Origin of the sequence: Chitinophaga fulva, assembly GCF_012927205.1 — a bacterium.
Lineage (GTDB): Bacteria > Bacteroidota > Bacteroidia > Chitinophagales > Chitinophagaceae > Chitinophaga > Chitinophaga fulva.
Window position 1 is genome coordinate 925,153 of sequence record NZ_JABBGC010000002.1, and the last position, 20,967, is coordinate 946,119.

At 47.7% G+C, this 20,967-nt stretch carries 20 protein-coding genes; 10 read left to right on the forward strand and 10 right to left on the reverse strand.

The features are described from left to right. Positions 1-154: 154 nt before the first annotated feature. Positions 155-850 (forward strand): winged helix DNA-binding protein, encoded by a 696-nt coding sequence (locus HHL17_RS20345; protein WP_169226628.1) that lies wholly within the window; start codon positions 155-157, stop codon positions 848-850. Between the two features lie 90 nt (positions 851-940). Here the strand turns inward: HHL17_RS20345 and HHL17_RS20350 are convergent, their stop codons facing one another. Then, a complete protein-coding gene (locus tag HHL17_RS20350) occupies positions 941-2,674 on the reverse strand; it encodes a hypothetical protein (protein WP_169226629.1) in 1,734 nt (577 codons plus the stop codon). A 118-nt stretch (positions 2,675-2,792) separates the two neighbouring features. Then, positions 2,793-4,277 (reverse strand): S41 family peptidase, encoded by a 1,485-nt coding sequence (locus tag HHL17_RS20355; protein ID WP_169226630.1) that lies wholly within the window; start codon positions 4,275-4,277, stop codon positions 2,793-2,795. 182 nt (positions 4,278-4,459) lie between these two features. On the opposite strand from HHL17_RS20355, the gene HHL17_RS20360 reads away from it, so the two are divergent. Continuing rightward, the gene (locus tag HHL17_RS20360; protein WP_169226631.1) at positions 4,460-6,178 is read left to right on the forward strand and encodes a peptide MFS transporter; all 1,719 of its coding nucleotides are present in this window, start codon (positions 4,460-4,462) and stop codon (positions 6,176-6,178) included. 58 nt (positions 6,179-6,236) lie between these two features. Here HHL17_RS20360 and HHL17_RS20365 read toward each other — a convergent pair whose 3' ends face one another. The 5 genes from HHL17_RS20365 to HHL17_RS20385 all read right to left on the reverse strand — a co-directional run bounded on the left by HHL17_RS20365 (position 6,237) and on the right by HHL17_RS20385 (position 14,011). Beyond that, entirely contained in the window at positions 6,237-7,304 is a 1,068-nt protein-coding gene (locus HHL17_RS20365) for an alkaline phosphatase (protein WP_169226632.1), read from the reverse strand. 34 nt (positions 7,305-7,338) lie between these two features. Beyond that, positions 7,339-8,838, reverse strand: a complete 1,500-nt coding sequence (locus HHL17_RS20370) for a RagB/SusD family nutrient uptake outer membrane protein (RefSeq protein ID WP_169226633.1) — start codon at positions 8,836-8,838, stop codon at positions 7,339-7,341. A 20-nt stretch (positions 8,839-8,858) separates the two neighbouring features. Further along, positions 8,859-12,188 (reverse strand): TonB-dependent receptor, encoded by a 3,330-nt coding sequence (locus HHL17_RS20375; protein WP_169226634.1) that lies wholly within the window; start codon positions 12,186-12,188, stop codon positions 8,859-8,861. A 173-nt stretch (positions 12,189-12,361) separates the two neighbouring features. Continuing rightward, entirely contained in the window at positions 12,362-13,333 is a 972-nt protein-coding gene (locus HHL17_RS33855) for a FecR family protein (RefSeq protein ID WP_169226635.1), read from the reverse strand. Positions 13,334-13,414: 81 nt separating this feature from the next. Next, a complete protein-coding gene (locus HHL17_RS20385; protein WP_169226636.1) occupies positions 13,415-14,011 on the reverse strand; it encodes a sigma-70 family RNA polymerase sigma factor in 597 nt (198 codons plus the stop codon). Positions 14,012-14,216: 205 nt separating this feature from the next. Here HHL17_RS20385 and HHL17_RS20390 point away from each other — a divergent pair, with 205 nt between their 5' ends. The 7 genes from HHL17_RS20390 to HHL17_RS20415 all read left to right on the forward strand — a co-directional run bounded on the left by HHL17_RS20390 (position 14,217) and on the right by HHL17_RS20415 (position 18,509). Further along, positions 14,217-14,678 (forward strand): GreA/GreB family elongation factor, encoded by a 462-nt coding sequence (locus HHL17_RS20390; protein ID WP_169226637.1) that lies wholly within the window; start codon positions 14,217-14,219, stop codon positions 14,676-14,678. 44 nt (positions 14,679-14,722) lie between these two features. Next, a complete protein-coding gene (locus tag HHL17_RS33425; protein ID WP_206156108.1) occupies positions 14,723-15,112 on the forward strand; it encodes a DUF6597 domain-containing transcriptional factor in 390 nt (129 codons plus the stop codon). Then, positions 15,106-15,537, forward strand: a complete 432-nt coding sequence (locus HHL17_RS33430; RefSeq protein ID WP_206156109.1) for a helix-turn-helix domain-containing protein — start codon at positions 15,106-15,108, stop codon at positions 15,535-15,537. The genes HHL17_RS33425 and HHL17_RS33430 overlap by 7 nt, the downstream gene beginning before the upstream one ends. 74 nt (positions 15,538-15,611) lie before the next feature. Further along, positions 15,612-15,980 (forward strand): VOC family protein, encoded by a 369-nt coding sequence (locus tag HHL17_RS20400; RefSeq protein ID WP_169226638.1) that lies wholly within the window; start codon positions 15,612-15,614, stop codon positions 15,978-15,980. 5 nt (positions 15,981-15,985) lie between these two features. Beyond that, on the forward strand, positions 15,986-16,627 hold the full coding sequence (locus HHL17_RS20405) for a DUF2461 domain-containing protein (RefSeq protein ID WP_169226639.1): 642 nt from the start codon (positions 15,986-15,988) through the stop codon (positions 16,625-16,627). A 65-nt stretch (positions 16,628-16,692) separates the two neighbouring features. Further along, the gene (locus tag HHL17_RS20410; protein WP_169226640.1) at positions 16,693-17,592 is read left to right on the forward strand and encodes a helix-turn-helix domain-containing protein; all 900 of its coding nucleotides are present in this window, start codon (positions 16,693-16,695) and stop codon (positions 17,590-17,592) included. Between the two features lie 80 nt (positions 17,593-17,672). Beyond that, on the forward strand, positions 17,673-18,509 hold the full coding sequence (locus tag HHL17_RS20415) for an SDR family NAD(P)-dependent oxidoreductase (RefSeq protein WP_169226641.1): 837 nt from the start codon (positions 17,673-17,675) through the stop codon (positions 18,507-18,509). Positions 18,510-18,543: 34 nt separating this feature from the next. Here the strand turns inward: HHL17_RS20415 and HHL17_RS20420 are convergent, their stop codons facing one another. Next, complete coding sequence (locus HHL17_RS20420; RefSeq protein WP_169226642.1) at positions 18,544-18,885, reverse strand: hypothetical protein; 342 nt, start codon at positions 18,883-18,885, stop codon at positions 18,544-18,546. A gap of 79 nt (positions 18,886-18,964) precedes the next feature. On the opposite strand from HHL17_RS20420, the gene HHL17_RS20425 reads away from it, so the two are divergent. Beyond that, a complete protein-coding gene (locus tag HHL17_RS20425) occupies positions 18,965-19,945 on the forward strand; it encodes a hypothetical protein (RefSeq protein WP_169226643.1) in 981 nt (326 codons plus the stop codon). A 105-nt stretch (positions 19,946-20,050) separates the two neighbouring features. Here HHL17_RS20425 and HHL17_RS20430 read toward each other — a convergent pair whose 3' ends face one another. After that, entirely contained in the window at positions 20,051-20,674 is a 624-nt protein-coding gene (locus HHL17_RS20430; protein WP_169226644.1) for a hypothetical protein, read from the reverse strand. Further along, complete coding sequence (locus HHL17_RS20435; RefSeq protein WP_169226645.1) at positions 20,659-20,856, reverse strand: hypothetical protein; 198 nt, start codon at positions 20,854-20,856, stop codon at positions 20,659-20,661. The genes HHL17_RS20430 and HHL17_RS20435 overlap by 16 nt, the downstream gene beginning before the upstream one ends. Positions 20,857-20,967 lie beyond the last annotated feature (111 nt).

Genomic DNA, 20,967 nt, shown 5'->3' on the forward strand with positions numbered 1-20,967 from the left:
TATGTGTCGTTTTTAAACGAAAAGGTGAAAGAAGCCATTTCATCGTTTTCGTTACATTTTAACAATAAATACATCCATTTCGATACAAATATCATCATAAAATCGGTCCTGACAAATTATTTTCCCTACATTTACCTCGAATTCGATATAAATTATGGGTGAACTCACGAAACTAATCAGTGCCTGGGAAGAATACACACAGAAAAACAATGATGCTTCCGCCACCGCATTCTGTATGTATTTTTTAGCGCAAGAGAGCAACAACGAACTATTCGGCGGGCTTACCCCTCCTGATCTGGACACCGTATTTGCGAAGCTGATCGGAAGGCTGGCGAATATGCAAACGGCCTATTCCAAAATGGCATTGCAGGAGATCCCAGAGTTTGAGCTGGAATGGTTTTATTTTCTAAATACTATCTACCATCTGAAAGAAGTCAGGAAAACGCAGGTTATACAATACAACTTCACAGAACAGACCACCGGCATCGACATTCTCAACAAACTGAAAAACCTGGGATATATCGCGGAGAGAACGGACCCGGAGGATAAACGGGCCAAGCTGGTCAGTGTCACCAAAGCAGGGGAAAAAATCCTTTTCAAAGTATACCAGCTGCTGCACAAGCCTACCTTACTGATGTACAACGATATTGATCACAAAGACAAACAAGTGGTCGTCAATATCCTGAAGGACACAGAAACCAAACACCAGGAAATACTCTCTAACGTCAAACAAAAATCCATAGATGATCTTCTCTCAGAAACATTAGGGGAAGAGAAGATCGGCCAGATAATGTTGGAACGGGAAAAAATGTTTAAGTCCTGGAATTCCAAACGTCTCAGGCAGGAATAATAAAACGTACATCCCTGGCCGATAGATCATACCTGAAAAGCAACGGCTCATCCATCTTACGATGGATGAGCCGTTGACACTCATAAACAGTTATCGGAGCATACTGGAAGAGGAGGCAATGTCTACATCCGCAAATCGCCACGCTGTGTCAAATGCGGCCTTCACGTTCTGTGCTTCACTGTTCTTTTTCTGAGAGCTCAACGAATGATATAGCCCTATCAACGCCCATCCATTCTTTTTCCATATTTGCAAATCCTGGCGGTAAACACTTTCCGCTTCATTGTATTTCCCTGCATCCAGCAGTACCGCCCCCAGGTAATGTCTGACAGAAAAGAACCAGTCAGGCGGTTCGTTGTAATTCAGTTCATCTTCGATGGCCACCGCTTCCTTCAGCAAAGGAACAGCTATATCCGGGTGGTGCTGTTTTGCTGCTACTTCAGCAGACAATACCTTCACGGCTATCTGAACAAGATCGGCCGTGGTATTGATATCCCAGATCGTGAGGTGACGGAGGGTTGTATCGGCAGCCGATACTTTCAGGCTGTCCAGTTCCTTTTGTGCATCAGGTATCCGGTTCTTTCCCAGGAATGCCATGCCCCGCGCATAATGCCAGATAGCGCGCGGATATACCAGATCTGCTTCCGGCGCCGGAAGCGCCTGAATGGTGTCCCACATGGCAAATTTCACGGCAACGTAATACGGGATCGTGTAATAATGCTGCAAGGTGCCCCACCGGGGCAAACGCATGATATCCTCCGCCGTGTGCTGCCGCAGCTTCTTTGCTGCACTCCATGCCAGCGCAGCATTTCCTTCCAGCGTAGCCGTTGCCGTTAGAAAATGATAATTGTGCGGATAGTAGCCCAGCGGGTAGGCCCCCTGCGCGTGACAGGCAGTGGTGTAACTACTGTCCACCGCCACTGCATGTATATTAGAAAGAGAGCCGGCGTGATAGTCGCCGGTGTTAATATAAATATGGGAAGGCATATGCGCCAAATGGCCGGAACCAGGTACCAGCGTATCCAGTAACCGGGCACTCGCCCATGCTTTTTCAGGCGTGGCAGATGCTTCCATGGCATGAATATAGAAATGATGCGCACCCGGATGCCTGGGATTAGCTTTGATCAGGTGCTCCAGCACTGCGGTCAATTCCGGCGTCCATGCCCGGGGTTTCTTTGTTTTCTTTTCATACAGGTCCCACGGATGCAGGTCCATCAACGCTTCTGCATACAAGGCTCCCATATCAGGATCAACCGGGAATTGGTCATATACTTTCTTCATGGCGACCGCATAGGCTATATCCAGCGGCTTCCGGTCTGCCGGCGCAGGCATGGCATAACGCGCTGCAAGTGCCCCGATTAGCGCCTTTTCCTTTTGCGTGCAAGCGGCAGACAATGATTTGGCCTTGACCGCTGCTGCGTAAGCGCGCTCAAAATTATCGTCCTCCATACCGGCGTTGTAATTAGGGCCTAACACATAAGCATACCCCCAAAATGCCATGGCACAGGTGGAATCCAGGCGGGTGGCTTCGTAAAAAGACCGCGCCGCCTCCGCATGATTAAAGCCATATGCCAACATCATGCCCTGGTTAAAATAGTCCTGCGCTTCCTGGCTGCCGGTCGAAATCTTAAAACTTATACCTGCCAACCCATTCAGCTTAGGCGCCTTTTTAACAGCCGCATACCAGTCTTTGTCTGTTATCCTGGAAGTATAACAGCGGATACTTTGTGATTTTTCATCAGTTGCCTGTGCCTCCTTTTTCTTTGTGCTGTGATGGCATGCAACGAGGAGTAAAATTGAGATAAATGTCAGATAATGTTGTCTCATCGGAAGCTTATTTGGTTGATTTAATGTTTGATAAGCTCCGCACTACTTCTACTGAATAATAGGTATAACGTATGATTAGCCCATACTAATGTACAAAATTGACGGGGAAAATGAAAAATTAACGGGCAGGGATAAATGTCCTGCTGGACATAACGACCGTATCATGCTGCTTTGACTGACCATTGATCAGTTCCATGGCGACTTCCATGGGTTTATCTTCCCCTTTGACAATGTCGTCTACCGTCATTTTTACCGGGTAGTCAGGCATCGTTCCCCTGCCAAAATTCACCTTCGGATCTACCGCTGTAAAATATTCCTGCAGGGGTACTGTCAGCACCATCTTTGTAGGACGCAGATTCACACCAGGCATCAAGCCACTGTTATTGCCCTGGTATCCGCCGCCCGTCTCTTCTCCGATAAAAACGGCTTTTTTATGACAGCTCAGCACACTGGTAACATCTGCACAGGAAGACATACAAAAGCCATTGATCAACACATACACGTTCCCTTTATAATGATTGGGAGATGGCTGCTGCACTTCAAAAAAATCAAAGTCCTTCACCGTCTTTCCTTTCTGCCACAACCAGGCCGAGTCTTGCTGTACCGGCTTCCTGTACCAGATACGGACCACCCCTTTGATCTTTTTGGCGATTTTATCTGTCACCTCTATCCTGTCCCAGTACCTGTATGGTTCGTCGAAGAAAAAACCGGAAAAATAAGCGGCATTAACATCCGACCCACCTGTATTATAGCGTAAATCAACGACCAGGTTGGGAATACCCTTTGCCTGCAGCTCCTCAAATGTTTTGTCAATAAATTCTTTAAACCGCTGGTCCCCCTTCTTTATCACCGAGTTCGCAAAAGTATGTATCGTCAGAAAACCCGTATTGCCGGTCACCTTGAAGGCGAGCTGTTTTGGATAGCTAAACTCCTCCAGGAATCCATCCTGCGCAATATCCTTTTTCTTCGCCGCAGGGACCACACAAACCTTCTCCGTGCTATTGTGTTTCACGGTAAGCGCAAAAGTATCTGCCACTTCTATGATTGACCGGTACCAGGATGGAAACATATGATACAGCGCCAGGTATTTCATTGTCTGGTTATATCCGTCAGCAGGAATGGTGGGCAACAAGAGTTTCAGCACGTCCGGCATGCTCCTGCCATTGATGGCCAATATCTCATCTCCCGGAGCAATGGATTTATCAGCGCTATAGTTCTTTACCACAAACGCCCGGCTGCCTTCACAGTACAATTGAAATGGCAGCAGATTAGGCGACCTGTCCAGCCAACCCTTATAGTTCACGCCGGTGATAAGATCTGTATGCAGGCATCCGATGCGCGTCACCAGCGGTTTGAGCTTGCGGTATAGCTCCAGTTCCGTCATGGGTCCTTTCACGGTGGCTTTCACGGAATCAAGATATCGTTTAAATTCAGCTTTAGAGTGGTAACGATAAACGCCCGGTTGAGACGTTTCCAGCACCCCGGCTGCGTTGTCGATAACGCAATGGCATTCATCAGAAGAATATTTTTTGGTGAGCGCTTTCTGGGCAAACAAAGCGTGGGTGGCAAGCGTAAAAGAAAGGAACAGTAATATTTTGGGCATTCTTCTTTTCTTTCAAAAATAACGTTGGAAGGGTTAAAAAGCTGTTAAGGATCAGGATGGCTGGATAAGCTGGTTAAAATGAAAGTATATTCTGTTAATTACTGCGAAGCCATATCTGTCAAAGAAGAGCATATTTGATACGGCACTACGCCCTGGACCACGTACTGAAAAAAAATAACGCTATGCCCGAAACTTCCCGACCGGTGTCTCATCCCAAAGGTCTTTATATCTTGTTTGTCACTGAAATGTGGGAGCGGTTCAATTACTACGGCATGCGTGCGGTACTGATCCTGTTCATGACCAAGGCATTGTTGTTCAGCAAGGTATTTTCCGCCAATCTTTACGGAAGTTATACCGGCCTTATTTATCTCACGCCACTGCTCGGCGGCTATATCGCGGACCGTTACTGGGGCAACAAACGCTCCATCATTATCGGAGGTATTGTGATGGCCGCAGGGGAACTTATCCTGTTCACCAGCGCTTCCCTGTTTCAGCACTATTCTTCGGTTTCGTTATTGCTGTTTTTTTCCGGCCTTGGCTGCATGATTGCCGGCAATGGCTTCTTTAAACCGAATATTTCATCACTGGTAGGACAACTATATCCTGACGGAGATAACAGAAAAGACACCGCCTATACCATCTTTTATATGGGCATCAATACCGGCGGAGCGCTGGGACCTATCATCTGCGGACTGGCAGGTGATACTGGTAATCCTGCTGATTTTAAATGGGCCTTTTTAGCTGGTGGCATCAGTATGATCATCAGTGTATTGGTACAGGTAGTGTTCCATCACCGGTATGTGACAGCCCCTGACGGTAAAGTACTGGGACTGACTCCGGAACGGGTACCGGTGAAAGTGCTGCAACCCATCGCTATCATCTCCGGACTGGTGCTTTTTGCATTATTGATGATCGGGCTGTTATACCTGGATGCCACCGTGATCAACTACCTTTCCTACCTGATGCTGGCGGCAGTGGTGCTGATTGCAGTCATTATTTTCCGGGACAGATCGCTCACACGTGCGGAAAAGCAACGCATCAAAGTAATTTTTATCGTTTCCTTTTTTGTCATATTCTTCTGGGCAGCCTTTGAACAAGCCGGCGCCTCACTGACGTTTTTCACAGATGAGCAGACTGACAGGCAGCTGAACTGGCGCATACCGGTATGGAGCATTCAGTTGCTATCCGCTTTGCTGTTGTACCTATCATATCATCTGTTCCGGAAGGCGCAAAAGCAGTTGTCGCAACCTGCAGACCGCCCTTTGCGCCTGAGTGTATACGGACTATTATCTCTTTTCCTGATAGCTATAACGGGCACGGATATATACCTGTTGATAAAACGGGAAGATAGCCTGCTACTGACAGAAATACCTCCCAGCCTCTTTCTCTCCCTGGGTTCTATTTACATCGTTTTGTTTGCGCCTTTCTTTGCCTGGCTATGGCCCAGGCTCGGAAAATATGAACCTTCTGCTCCTGCTAAAATGGCCATGGGGCTGTTATTCCTGGCGGCCGGCTATTTGTGGATCGCATTTGGGGTAAAGGATATTGCACCCGGAACGAAAGTGAGCATCATCTGGATAACCGGGATGTATGCCCTGCATGCTTTCGGAGAGTTCTGTTTATCGCCGATAGGCCTTTCCCTTGTCAACAAACTGTCGCCGCTTAAATTCTCTTCTCTGCTGATGGCTGTTTGGTTCCTCGCAGCAGCGGCGGCCAACAAATTCGCCGGCGTGCTAAGCACGCTGTACCCGGAAAAGGGCCGGACAGTTGTTTTCTTAGGATACGCCATCCGCAATGCCTATGACTTCTTCCTGCTTTTTGTGGCGATGGCGGGCGTATCAGCGATCATATTACTGATGATGTCAAAATGGTTAGCAGCCATGATGACTACCCGTAAATAACAAAAAGCTCCCGTAAGGCAAATGCCTACAGGAGCTTTTATCTTCTTTTTTAAAAAGATCACTGGAATTTTAATGCCTGCATAAATTTCCGGAAGATGGTATTGTTGTGATAGATGCCCATGAAAGCCTCTGCCCCGGGGCCATAGGCAAATACCGGCACCATCACGCCGGTATGGTCGTCAGTGGAAAATTTACCCCTGATGTTGCCGGTTTTAAGGTCTCCTTCTGCAATCGTGAGACCGCCGGTTTCATGGTCTGCCGTGACGATCACCAGTGTTTCACCATCTTTGTCAGCGAAATCCAGTGCGGCTTTAATAGCCTTGTCAAAATCAATCACTTCTTCGGTTACATATTGCAGGTCATTGGCATGACCGCCATCATCAATTTTGGAGCCTTCCACCACCAGGAAAAAGCCGTTTTTATTCTGCTGCAACAGCTGAAGCGCGGCATTCGCAGTACGTGCCAGCTGGTCGCCCCTGCCGGCTACCCGCTCTTCTTTCACCAGTCCCACCAGTTTACCCTGTTTCACCTGTACGATATCATCCGTGGTATGTTTTACCTGGTAACCTTTACGGCTAAACTCCGTCAGGAGGTTACGTCCGTCCTTCCGCTGATCAAAATGTTCGCGGCCGGCGCCGATGAGCACATCTACCTCTGACTTCACATAGTCTGCCGCTATTTCAGCCTGCATCTCACGATTTTTCTGGTGGGCGGCAAAGGTAGCCGGTGTAGCATCCGTGATATCGGTAGTGACCACAATACCGGTTGACAAGCCATGCTGTTTGGCTATTTCCAGGATGGTCGGCTGAGGTTTGCCTGTGCTGTCCACACCGATAGCGCCGTTATAGGTCTTCTGGCCGATGGAAAAGGCCGTGGCGCCTGCTGCCGACTCGGTCATGTAGTTATTCGCAGAATTGGTCCTGGAAAAACCGATGCATTTGAACCGCTCCAGGTTCAGCGAGCCTTTGTTGGCCGTCAGTCCTGCATAAATCTGTGTAGTGCCCATACCATCTCCCACCATAAAAATGATATTTTTTATTTTAGGGGAAGATGACGGTGGAGATGATGTACAGGACATGGTCAGCACGGGTAACAGCAGCATTATTGCAGTAACATATCTTTTCATGAAGTTCTTTTATAGTAAAATACAAAGTCTGTCTTTAAAATCCTGGATTTTGTACCAATACCCCCTGGCTCAGGTTAATCTGCGACTGCGGTATCGGGAATATTTCATTCACGCCCGCCTTGAATGACGCGCCTTTCTGGCTGTTATATTTCTTCGCAAAATCGTTCAGCACTTTCGCTGCCCGTTTGGTGCGTACGAGGTCGTAGAAGCGGAACACCTCGGTAGCATATTCCACCCTTTGCTCCTGCCAGATAGCCTGCCGCAGTTTTTCCTTGTCGGTAGCAGTTATATCAGGCAGTATCTGCGCATTGCCCTCTCTCGCGCGTGCCCTCACCTGGTTCAGCGCCTGGAGCGCTTCCTGGCTATGTCCGTTTTCATTCGCTGCTTCAGCATACCACAGGAGGATGTGCCCGAATCGGAACACGATCTGGTCTTTGCCGGAACTTTTGGGTTGGTCCGGCATTTCATTTTTCAGGATCAGGTATTTCGTACATAGGTAACCGGTAGCACTGGTGCCGGTGTTACCGATGGTGCCATCCGGCAGTACGTCGCCGGTTTTGTATACAGTGGCCTTTTTACGGGGATCGCCTGCCTCGAAAGCATCTACCAGGTCCTGCGTGGGGTTATCGTAGCACCAGCCATAGGACAATGGTCCACGGGTCCTGCCATCGCCGTCGCCGGAGCCTTCTTCATCATAAAAGCGCGCATCGTACTGGAAATTGATTTCAAAAATGGCCTCCACGCCATACTCTCCGTCGATGGTAAAATTGTGATAGTATACAGGGTCCAGGCTGTACTGATGGGAATCGATGATCTTTTTAGTCCATGTTTCTGTTTCGGTAAACTTCCCCTGCATCATATATACCCGGGCCAGCAAAGCCTGTGCGGCCCCTTTGGTGGCGCGGCCGTAATCTGACTTTTCCTGTGCGCTCTTCTCCGGCAGCACCGCTTCCGCATCCAACAGATCCGCTTCTATCTGCCGGTATATTTCTTCTTTGCTATTTCTTGGGATGTTATAGTCAGTCAGCATTTCCTTCAACATCAACGGTACACCACCGAAGATCTGCACGAGGTTGAAATAATAATAGGCGCGAAGAAATTTGCCTTCCGCCACATATACCTTTTTCGTTGGCTCATCCATGCCTTTTACGCCCGGCGCTTTCTCAATGACAATATTAGCGGCGTGTATGCCCTGGTACAAAGTAGACCAGGCATTTTCGTAAAACGGATTGGTAGCGTTGGCAGTAAAGAATTCCACCTGGATCATATCCGGGTTATCACCACCATTGGCCCTGGTATCATCTGAGCAAACATCTCCGAAAACCCATCTCACATATCCCGGGTAGTTGGTACGGTAATTTGATTGCAGCGCCTTGTAAGCTGCTATCAGTCCCTGTTTGGCAGTAGCCGGCGTAGTAAAGAAAGTAGCGGTGGTCTGTTTGCCGTGCGGTTCTATTTCCAGTAATTTATTACACCCGGAAAAAACACCGGCTGCGAGGAAAAGCATTGTTATGCCTATTCGTTTCATCATCATGCTATCAAATATTTTTGGTATTAAAAGTTTACATTCAGGCCAACGGAAAGCGTGCGTGGACGCGGATAGTAAGCACGGTCGATACCTACGTCGAGGGGATCACCATCGTTGCCGTCGCGCATGCCCACTTCCGGATCGAAGCCATCATACCTTGTGATGGTGAACAGGTTCTCTCCGCCTGCATATACCCTCACTTTAGCAATGCCCCATCTTTTCAGCAGCGACTGTGGCAGGGAATAGCCCAGCTGCAGGCTGTTGAGACGAAGGAAGCTGCCGTTTTGAATCCAGCGGTCAGAAGGCCGCATGTTGTTATTGGGGTCCAGGATATTCACGCGGGGCTCTTTATTCGTTGAGCCTTCACCGGTCCAGGACTGCTCCTTGTCCGGTGCGAAGTAGTTGGAGATGCCGGATGAATTGGTATAGTGTTTCCAGCCGGTATAGATCTGGTTTCCACCACGACCGCTGAGGGTCAGGTTGAGATCAAAATTTTTATACCAGAAAGAAGCGGAAAGGCCATAGATACGGGTAGGCCACGGACTGCCGATATAGGTCTGGTCTTTGTCGTCGATAACACCGTCGCCGTTCAGGTCTTTGTAACGGATATCACCGGGAGCGGCGCCGGGTTGTTTCGCCGCATCGTCTACCGCTTTCTGGTCCTGGAAGATACCGTCTGTCACATAACCGAAGAAACCGCCGATAGGATGACCGGCCATGGTTTTGCTGACCCTTACACCGCTGGTGATTTCACCGGCATAGAAGGCAGCACCGTCGTTCATCAGGCTGGTCACTTCGTTGCGGTTAATAGCGTAGTTCAGGGAGATGTCGTACCCGAAAGACTTTTTGCGATTACTGTGGAAGCCCAGGGTAAATTCGAAGCCTTTGTTCACCACATTGCCGCCATTGACATAAGGCGCTTCGGATACGCCCACAGAAGCCAGGATAGGCAGCCGCACCAGGATACCGGAAGTAGCACGGTGATAATAATCCGCGCCCACCGTGATACGGTTATCAAACAAGGTGGCGTCCAGGCCCAGGTCCGTTTCTCTGGTGGATTCCCACTTCAGGTTCATATTACCGATGCTGGAAGGAGTAGCGCCGAGCAGTACTTCCTGTTCCTTACCACGACCAAACGGATAAGGTATGTTTACTTTTAACGTGGAAACAGTAGCGCTGGTTGACAGGGAACTTTCATTACCCAGCGAGCCCCAGCCACCGCGTAGTTTGAGGTCGTTGATGAATTTCACGTCGCGGAGGAAAGGTTCATTAGACAACCGCCAGCCCAATGAAAAAGAAGGGAAAGTACCAAAACGGTTGTTGGCGCCGAACTTGGAAGAGCCGTCCCGGCGAACATTCACGGTGGCCAGGTAGGTGTTCCGGTAGCTGTAGTTCAGTCGGCCGAAATAGGACAACATGCCCCATTCGTCTCCGCCACCGCCTATATTCATTCCGGACGAGGCAAGGTCGAGGTATTGCAGTGAACGGGTAAGACTGGCATCAGCAGGCAGGTTCTGTCCGTAGGCACGGATATACGAATCATAGGAATGCTGCGCTGTTACGCCCAACAGCCCGTCAATATGGTGTTTCCCGAAGCTGCGGCTGTAGCTCAATGTATTTTCCCAGGCCCAGTCTGTTCCGTTGGAGGCTTCTTCTTCCAGGCTGCTGACATCTTCCTTTTGGGAGTTGCTGACATAATATACCGGGATATAGGAACGTTCACGGCCATTGCCCACGTTGATGTTAAACTGTGATTTATAGTTCAGTCCCGGCAGGAGGTCTGCCTGGGCATAGAAAGAGCCCATCAGCCACCATCTTTTATTCAGGCGTTGAATATTTTCAACAGCGGCAACAGGGTTGTAGGTATTAGCGAAAGGAGATACACCATAACTTCCGTCGGCGTTCTTTACCGGCACGGTGGGCGCCATCTGGATGGCGGTGCTGATGATGCCCCTGGCATCGCTGTCATAGTCAGAAATGCTGTTCCGTGTGGTGAAGGCATAGTTGAGGTTCTCCCCGAATTTCAGCCAGCGTTTCAGCTGATGGGTACTGTTCAGTGATACGCTGGTCTTGGTATAATCTGTTCCTATTACCGTGCCTTTCTGTTTCAGGTAGCTGGCGCTCATGCGATATACGGAGCCTTCCTTCCCACCTGAAAAGGCCACTTCATATTTGCTGACAGGCGCCGTTCTAAAAATAGCATCCTGCCAGTCAGTACCCTGACCGTAACTATCGGGGTTATCGAATACAGGCGCCAGGCCGCCAGCTTTCAGGGCATCATTGTAGTACCGCGCATAAGTGGCCGCATTTGTCAGTTTGAGTTTCTTATACACCTGCTGCATACCGGTAAACGTATGCAGGTCTATTTTCATCGCGCCGGCGCTTCCTTTTTTGGTGGTCACCAGTACCACACCGTTGGCGCCACGGGAGCCGTAGATAGCAGCGGCAGAAGCGCTCTTCAGGATCTCCACGGATTGAATATCTTCCGGGTCCAGGTTGTTGATATTACCAAAGGGATTACCATCCACCACGTATAACGGATCACTGTTATTGATGGTGCCTACGCCGCGGATACGGATCATCATGCCTGTGCCGGGAGCGCCCGAGTTGTTGGAAACACTAAGCCCTGCCACTTTTCCCACCAGTGCCTGATCGAGGCTGCCGACCGTCCTGTTGTTGATCTGCTCTCCGGCAACCGAGCCTACTGACCCGGTGATGTCTTTTTTCTCCTGGGTACCGTAACCGACTACCAGCACCTCACTCAGTGCGCTGGAGGCCTGTTTCATGATGATAGACAGTTCGCGGGCCCTGCCTTCTTCTACCTGTACTTTCAGTATCCGCTGGGGAGCGAAGGAGATGAAACTCACCTCCACGGTGTATACGCCGGGATCCACGGTGAGGCTGAAAGACCCGTCGCCTTCGCTGACAGTGCTTTTATTCAGCTCAGGGATACGTATGCTGGCGCCGGGAAGTACTTCTCCCTTTTCATCCGTCACCTTGCCGGCTATCTTTCCCGGGTTCACTTTCACGGGCTTAACCTCTTTTACGATAACGACCGTGCGGTTAATGATTTCATAACGATAGCCACTGTTCCGCAGCAAACGATGCAGAATATCGCTGAGTGCCACATTGTTAAAATTGGTTTCGGCGACTGTTTTGTCATGCAGTGCAGCCTTGTCGAATGCAAAGGATAATTTACTGGCGGCCGACAGTTCAGAGATAGCAGCAGCCAGTGTTTTACCCTTCAATTGGATCTGCAGCCGGATATGGCTCAGGTCCTGGGCCGTACCGGTGCCGGCATGCAAACAAAGCGTCCCGGCCACCATAATACCCAGAAGAAGTACAGAAACTCTCATAAGATGTTTAATGGACCCCGAAAGGTTTTTTTTCATAATTTCGAATCGTTTAAATGGTGATAAACTGTTTAGATACGCCGGTATTCACAGACCTTCCCGGGAACTGAATACCGCACTGAATGATGACGGAAGTTGTTTCCAGCAGCTTCCGTTTTTTTATGTGGTCAGATGATTTAATAAATACTGATTACCTGCTCCTGTATGCGATAACGCGCCTGTGTGATACCGCATACAATGCGCATCACGTCTTCAATTTTACTGCTGGTAATAATGTTCATGGAGAAACGGACTTTCCTGATATCTGCCCGTTTGGTTTGCAGGCGGTAGCCAAAATTATGCTCCAGTACCGCCGCCAGCTCGTCAAACGATACGCCGTCCAGGTTGATACTTCCCTCCCGCCACGCATGGGTGAAGCCGGCTTCCTTCGTCTCAGTATGATAGGTGTGATCAGGTTTGTTGTAAGTCAGCTGCTGGTCCGGCAACAAGGTGGCCAATGTATTCCCACCCATGACGATGCCCACTTTCCCCGTGGCCACATTGATACGGATGTTGCCCAGTTCAGGATACGCTTTGATATTAAAGGAGGTGCCCAGCACCACGGTACTGATAGTGTCTGTATGTACTACAAATGGTTGTTCGGGTTGTGTTGCCACATTAAAGAATGCTTCTCCTTTTAAGTACACATCGCGGTACCGGCCTTTGAATCCGGAGGGATAGCTCAGGGAGCTGCCTGCGTTCAGCCATACCTCGCTCCCGTCGGTCAGTATTACCTTCAACATCTTACCGGCGGGTGCAGCGCTGCTGAGCAATACCTCCTGCTGAGGAACGGTTTTCTCCTGCCGGAAGATGTCCGCTGCATAGGCGAGGCCTACCAATACCAATACTGCTGCCGCCATCCGGAGAAACACCATTGTCTTCCGCTTCTGTGCAGGCGCAGGCAGGTCAGGGATATCTGCTGTTATCTGGCTATAGATACGGTTACGCAGCCGGGTACGCACCAGCTCCTCTTCGGCTTCATCCCTGAACACCGGTACAGCCTTGTTATCAAAGGAAGCATACCAGGCATCCAGCCGGGCTGTTTCCTCGGGCGTACAATCTCCCTGTGCTTCTTTCTGTAGTAATTCAAGTAATTCGCGTTTATTCACCTGCGGTCTTTATGAACATACTCGAACAACGCTACAGGATGTACCGGTCTGTTTTCAGGCTTAACATTAAGGTAACATTGCTCAATGCCGGGTTAACAGCGCAGCGGTGACAGCGATGACCATATAGGTGCTGGTATCATTGGCCAGGTTGTACTGGTGGAGCACCCTGCGTATCCGTTTAATAGCCGCGCTGATCTGGTTTCTCACCGTCTGATGGGAGATGGCCAGTTCATGGGCAATTTCTTCATTGGAAAGCATCCGTTTTCTGCTCATCAGGAAAACAGTCTGCATCCTTTCAGGCATGCTGCTGATTTCCTTTTCCAACAGGGTTTCCAGCTCTTTATGCAGCAGGTGGGCATCGGGGTTAGTGATATAACGGGGAGCCGTAAACGCAGAAGTTCTTTCAAAGGTTTCTTTCAATAAGCTCTTACGGTAATAATCGATGACCCTTCCTTTCAGGGCTTTATGCAGGTAGGCACGGATAGATCCTTCGCTGGTTATGACCGACGGGTTTTTAAGGAGCGCCAGGAACAACTCCTGCAGCATGTCCTCGGCATCCGCCGAGGACACACGCCGACTGGCTGTTTCATACAGTTCTTTCCAGTATAGTTCATAGATTTTATCAAAATGAGGCCTGCTTTGTTCGCCATTGCCTGCTTTACTATCTGATCCGCGCATCCTGCTTGCAGTTAGGTGTTTATAATGCAACTGCAAAGCTCCGGTTTGAATGATAAAGTAGTAGCTGTTTACAGTAATTTAATGTGGAGACATATTTATTTACGCTGCATTCTGGGTAAAATATCGGCGTCTTTTAAATAGTCATAGCTAATAAATCTTACCTTCACCCGGTATACCAATAGCTTAAAACTCAGATATTCTCACTATGATGGAAGAAAAAATCGCTCATAAACTTTCACTGAAAAACCACTGTGAGCAGATTATCCTTCAACGCATCGCCATCACGCAACGGGCCATGGATGAGGCCCAGGCTGCCGCCAACCAGGAAGGTAAAAGCTCTGCCGGTGACAAATATGAAACGGCAAGGGCGATGAGCCACCTGGAAAAAGACATGCATGCCCGGCAGCTGGTGGCACACCAGGAAAGCCTTCATGCGCTTCGTACCATCAATGTACAAGTCATATATAACGCTCCCGCTGCGGGCGCATTTGTACGGGCTACCACCACCAACTTCTTTATCAGCACAGGCCTCGGTAAACAGGTAGTTAACGGAGAACCGGTGGTTTTCCTCTCTCCCACCTCCCCGCTGGCACAACAGCTGCTACGGAAAAAAGTAGGAGATGAATTTGATTTTAAGGGAAAAGAGAAAATAATAGAAACGTATTAAAACATCCGGTACCGTTACGCAGTGAAAAAGACAAAAGAAATCCAATGAACCACCAGATATTTGAACCGCATACTGACCTGTCAACACTTGTTGAATGTTATTGGACATTGGAAAGCCCGAAAGAAAAAACACCTCAAAAAAACACGATCGTTCCTGATGGCAGAATGAAAATGATCTTTCACTACGGCGACTTGTACAAACGATACACCGACAACGGCGACAGCATTGTTCTGCCAAAATCCTTTGTAATCGGGCAACTGACACGACCGCTGGACGTAGAGCCAACAGGAGAAACCGGTACTTTTTTCGTTTGTTTTCACCCTTACGGCTTTTTACCTTTTGCCACCACCCCCATAAAGGAAATGGAAAATACGGCCGTTCCGTTGGACAAACTATTTGGAAAAGCCGGAGAGATCATCAGCCAAGGATGCTAAAGGCGCCTACAACTTCAGAAAGAATACAATTAATTGAAACGTTTTTATTAAACCGGCTGACCGACACCCAGACCATCGACAACATCGTAAAATCCACTGTGGAAACGATTTTGACGGCCAACGGACAACTTTCCGTTGACGAACTATCCCAACAAAGCAATATCAACCGCAGGCAGTTGGTCCGCAAATTTTCATCCACCATCGGATTAAGCCCGAAGCAGCTTTCAAAAACGGTGAGGCTGCAAGCCATGCTCAAAACGTTGCTGAACAAGAAAAGCACCCGCCTTATTTCATTAGCCTATGAAGGTGAATATTACGATCAGGCGCATTTCATCAAAGACTTCAAAGAGTTCACCGGACTGACCCCTAAAGCGTTTTACGGAGATCATCTGAAGATGTCCTTGATTTTTGACAGGATGGATTGACCATGTCCCATTTTTACAATTTTATGTTTCAGGCAGGTAATAACTTTGCTCCCGAACATAAAATTAATTTGACAATGGAAAACGTTATCACTTTTTTTGATATTCCTGCAACAGATTTCAGCAGAGCTGTCTCTTTTTACAAAGCTATTTTAGGTTTAGACATCAACGAAACCGACATATTCGGCACCAAAATGGGATTCTTCCCCAGTGATGGCAAAAACGTATCGGGGGCCATTGTTCAGGGCAATGACTTAAAACCTTCTACAGACGGTGTTGTCGCCTACCTGAATGGTGGTAATGATCTGCAGGCCGTATTGGACAAAGTAGCGTCCAACAACGGAAAAGTAATTGTTCCCAAAACGCATATCAGCCCCGAAGTAGGATTTATCGGAATGTTCATTGACACCGAAGGAAACAAAATGGCGGTCCACTCCATCAACTAAAGCAAATGAAAATATCCGTCCTGAATTTCCTGAAAGACCTGGAAAAGAACAATAACAGGGAATGGTTTAATGAGCATAAAAACCGCTATAACAGCGCCCGGGAAGACTGCGCTTCCTTCGTGGAAGAACTGATAAAGGAGATGGCCAAATTCGATAAGGAAATCGGAAAGGTAGATGCGCAGAAATCGCTTTTCAGGATATATCGTGACACCAGGTTCTCCCATAACAAAGATCCTTACAAAACTAATTTCGGTGCAAACATAGGGTTCGGGAATGCCGGATATTATCTGCACATCCAGCCTGGACAGTCCTTCCTGGCGGGTGGTATCTATATGCTCGAAAATGAGCAGCTGAAAGAACTACGGAAAGAAATTTCCTATAATGCCGGTGCGTTTCAAAAGATGATGCACGAAAAAAACTTCTGTCATCATTTTGGAGGTTTGAGCGAAGATGGAAAACTAAAACGTGTTCCTCCGGGTTTTGAAAAAGACGACCCCATGGCCGAATACCTGAAGCTGAAACATTTTGTGGCCGTCCGTCCGGTTGCTGATAAGGAGCTGCTGGACAAAGACGCTCCCGGGAAGTTTGCCGAAATGTACAAATGCCTGAAACCGCTGAACGATTTTCTAAACGCCTCTTTTTTGTAAAATTCAGGCTGCAAACCTGGTGAATCTGCCGGAAAAAGTTTCATTTTTGCAAATGATATCAATCTATGGCAAAAGTAACCGAGTCACTTGAGCAGTTTTACAGGGATAAGTATGGCAGCTTATCTGAGGATTTCCAAAAGAGCATTGGACAGTTCAATGTTTTCAGGATTGAAGACAGGGTCCGTACAGGTACTACTTCGCCCACCTTTATCCGCCGGGATTTCTTTAAGATCATGCTTTTCCAGGGGGATAATGTGTTCCATTATGGTGACAAAAGCATTCCGGTAAGCGGGAATACCCTGTTGTTCTTTAATCCCCAGGTACCGTACACCTACGATCCGTTACATCCCGATACTACCGGTTATTTCTGTGTATTCCGGGATGAGTTTTTTAAAGAGTATGGACGCCTTCATTTAAGCAAGCTGCCATTGTTCACCAAGGGACCGCAGCCTGTGTTTGGCCTGGATGATGAAAGCACCGTTGAAGTAAAAAGTATATTTGAAAAAATGATCCGGGAGCTGGACACGGATTACATCTATAAATACGAGCTGATCAGGAGCTATGTCAGCGAACTAATCTACTTAGCGATGAAGCTCCAGCCGGCAAACAATTTATATGAACATCCCGATGCTGCCTCCCGGATCACTTCCGTCTTTACAGAGCTGCTGGAACGTCAGTTCCCCATTGAGTCAACGTCGCAGCGGTTTGCGTTGCGCTCCCCGAAAGCCTTTGCAGAAAGGCTTTCGGTTCATGTGAATTATCTCAACCGTGCCATCAAGAAAACCACCGGGCGCACCACTACTGATCTTATTTTCGAGCGCCTTACCGCAGAAGCCAAAGCATTGCTGAAACACACCAGCTGGAACATCGCCGAGATCAGTTATGTGCTGGGGTTTGAAGACCAGGCGCACTTCAACAACTTCTTCAAGAAACAGACCACCATGAGCCCCTCCAGCTTTAGATAGGTTTGAATTTGACAAATAATGGTTTGTATCCCACAAAAACAGCATCAGTCGGTGAGGTAACTTTGCACTAAAAAGAGACCATGAGCAATACAAAAGTTTGGTACATCACCGGCGCCTCCAAAGGAATGGGATTATCCCTGGTAAAAGAACTATTAGCGCAAGGCCAATGCGTTGCGGCCACTTCGAGATCAATCGGCGCGCTAGAAGTGTTCAAGGGGCATAACGACAGGTTTCTGCCGCTGGAGGTTGACTTAAAAAGCGACCAGTCCGTGGCAACCTCTATTCAAAAAACCATTGAAAAATTCGGCCGCCTGGACATCGTAGTCAATAACGCCGGTTATGGATTAGGAGGTGCTTTGGAAGAACTCACCTCCGCGGAAATCGATGAAAACTTTCAGGTTAACTTTTTCGCGGTGGTACGGGTGATTCAGCAGGCATTGCCCCACCTGAGACAACAACGATCAGGCCACATTATCAATATTTCTTCAATTGCAGGCTTTGCACCGGGCACCGGGTGGACAGTGTATTGTGCAGCGAAATTTGCCGTGAGTGGTCTTAGCAATGCCCTGGTAAATGACCTGAAGCCATTGGGAATCCATGTCACCAATGTGATGCCAGGTGCATTCAGAACGAGTTTTGCCAAGGCAGATTCAATTGCCTACAGCAAGCACCAAATTAACGACTATGCCCATTTACGGGAATACCATGACAAGATAAACAGCATGGATGGCGCGCAACTAGGCGACCCGGATAAGATGGCAGATATCTTCCTGAAACTGGTTGCCAGTCCCAACCCTCCTGCTGACCTGTTCCTGGGTAGTGATGCCTTCAACCGTGCAACAACCAGGATAGCGCAATTGCAGGCGCAAATGGAAACCTGGAAGGAGGATTCTTTTTCAACTGATTTTACAGCTTAGCGTATTCATTTTCATTTCCTAGTCCGAGTCCGTCTTAATGCCAGTCATGTGAACAGTAGCGGCATTGACGGGCTTTGGGCGTTCTGGCAATTTTGTTACATTTCGGACAGAGATTTAAAGGCAACTCATGCCTGTGCTCATTCCATACACGTTTCACAATACTATCTTTCAGTGCCTGATGACCATCTGCTATCATGGCAAGTATCCTAGGGTCATCACTGGTCCATCCCTTATGTTTCATCATAGAGCGCATCAATTCAGACTGCGTTTTGTAGCCATACATAATGGTCCTCTTCACATCCAATTCATCTTCAGTCATAAATTTCCCGCAGTATTGATAAATGTAGTCTTCCAGTTCAGGGTATAGGGTATCCATTTATTGACGCATTGTTATTCCAATAAAAGTAATATTAGTTTTCTTTATTTTTGTTACTACTAATTATAACCTATACTATATGATAAAATTAAGCAAGTTAACCCCACTGGCGGCTTCGGTCCCAGTGCGCCTGTTTCCGCAAAACCCGGCAATTAAAAATTCACTTTGTGTAGTAAAAGGCTATTTATTGCTGGCGCTTCTTCTTTTATTCCTTACAAGCTTCCATGTCAGCACGCAGGACCCTACGGTAGTAGGTCACCTATATAATGCCAACAACGCTAATTTTGCATGGATCAAACTCGGAACACTTTCCCTGCCACAGGAAGGATCCACGGCTACTATCCGGTTCCATGGCGGAAGTGGCTATAATGGGCTGTTGGAGCAGATGGGACAAACAGAGTTGCATATCCGCACCAGTAACGGAAATTCTAATCCAAACGGTTATCCTTTCAGTGCCTACGCAACACGTACCGGTTATTCCGTTCCGGTAGCCTTAATAAAGATCATCCCCAATGTCTCCGGTACAGCACCTACTTCATATGATATCTATATTTATCATGGGGGTTATGCTGGTTACTCCATTTATGAAGTAGTGACGATCAGCGGCGCCTACCAGAGGATTGAACAAATAACCGCCGCCCCAACGCAGGGATATGATGTGCCTTTTAATTTCACGGTACAAAACGATGTCAACCTGGCCAATGCACTGCGCGCAAATTATACCACTGGCAATGTAACGATTGGTTATCCATCTAAAAAATCGCAACTCATGGTGAATGGTGATATTTTTGCCAATAGGGTGAAAGTAAGTACGGAAAACTGGCCGGATTATGTGTTTAATCCTGAATTTGAGTTGCGCCCTATATCCGATCTGGCCCGCTATATAGCTGACAACAAACACCTACCGGATTTACCGGCTGCAAAAGAAGTAGAAACGAAAGGCCAGGACGTTGGAGAGATCAATAAAATCCTGGTGAAGAAGATGGAGGAAATGAGCCTGTATATTATTCAGCTGGACCAGCGGATGAAAGAACTGGAGGAAAAATTGAACAAGAAATAAATCGTCTTAACAGACTTTATCTACATCCGATATAAATCAAAATGGATAGCTCCCAAAAAGGTTGTCTGCTCAAACAGACAACCTTTTTATTGGATACTATCGTTATTACAAAGCCTGGAAAGGCCGGAAGTAATACTTTCCGTTATACTGTATTATCAGCCTGGCATCGAATGCCCTGCCGGCTTGCTTTACTTCCAGCTTGTAAGGCATTGCATTGTCTTCATCTATATCCTTGTAGTCCAGGGTGGCAATGGCGGATGTTCTCTTTTCTGCAATATTATACCTGTATATTTTGTCATCCTTGACATAAAACACATAAGTTACATTCCCCACTTTAACTATCGGCGCATTGGTGGCATTATGTATATCCTGGTCTACTACAAGGGCTTCACGGCTTACCGTATTAACCAGGTAGACAGTTCCGGGAGTCTCGCTTTCCGCCACCTCCTTTTTCAGTTGCACGCTGATCCAGTTCTCTCCTGCTTCCGGCACCCATACTTTAAAAACATTGTCTGCCCGGAAAAGGGTATCATTTTTATTGATCAGAGAGAAGGTATAATATTCGAAATCTCCTTGTTCCAGAGATGCTATTCCTGACCAGGTTACATTGGCTTTTATGCCGTTCAACATCCTGAACTTATCCCGTTGTACGGAATCGGGCAAAGCAATCATCTCATTCCGCCAGATATGGGGCTTTAACTGGTCGGGCGTTATCAGGATGGTGGGCAATTGACTGTCGATTTCAACAGGTACTGCTGTTGTGTTGATTGCTCCGAAAGGCTATCCACCGGTTGCTGTGCTGCAGGTTGCCTGGAGGATTCATGACAACCAGCAACCATGACACTAACAACTATATAGCCGGTCAGGAAAACACTATCTAAAGATGTCTTACCAGCGTATTTTCTTTTCATCTTCCAATTTTTTATTAAAAAAACAACAACATGTAAGGAAAGTATCGTTTACACCCTGTCAGCCGGTAATGTTGGGGGGCAAACATATCACCTTCATCCAATAAAGCATAC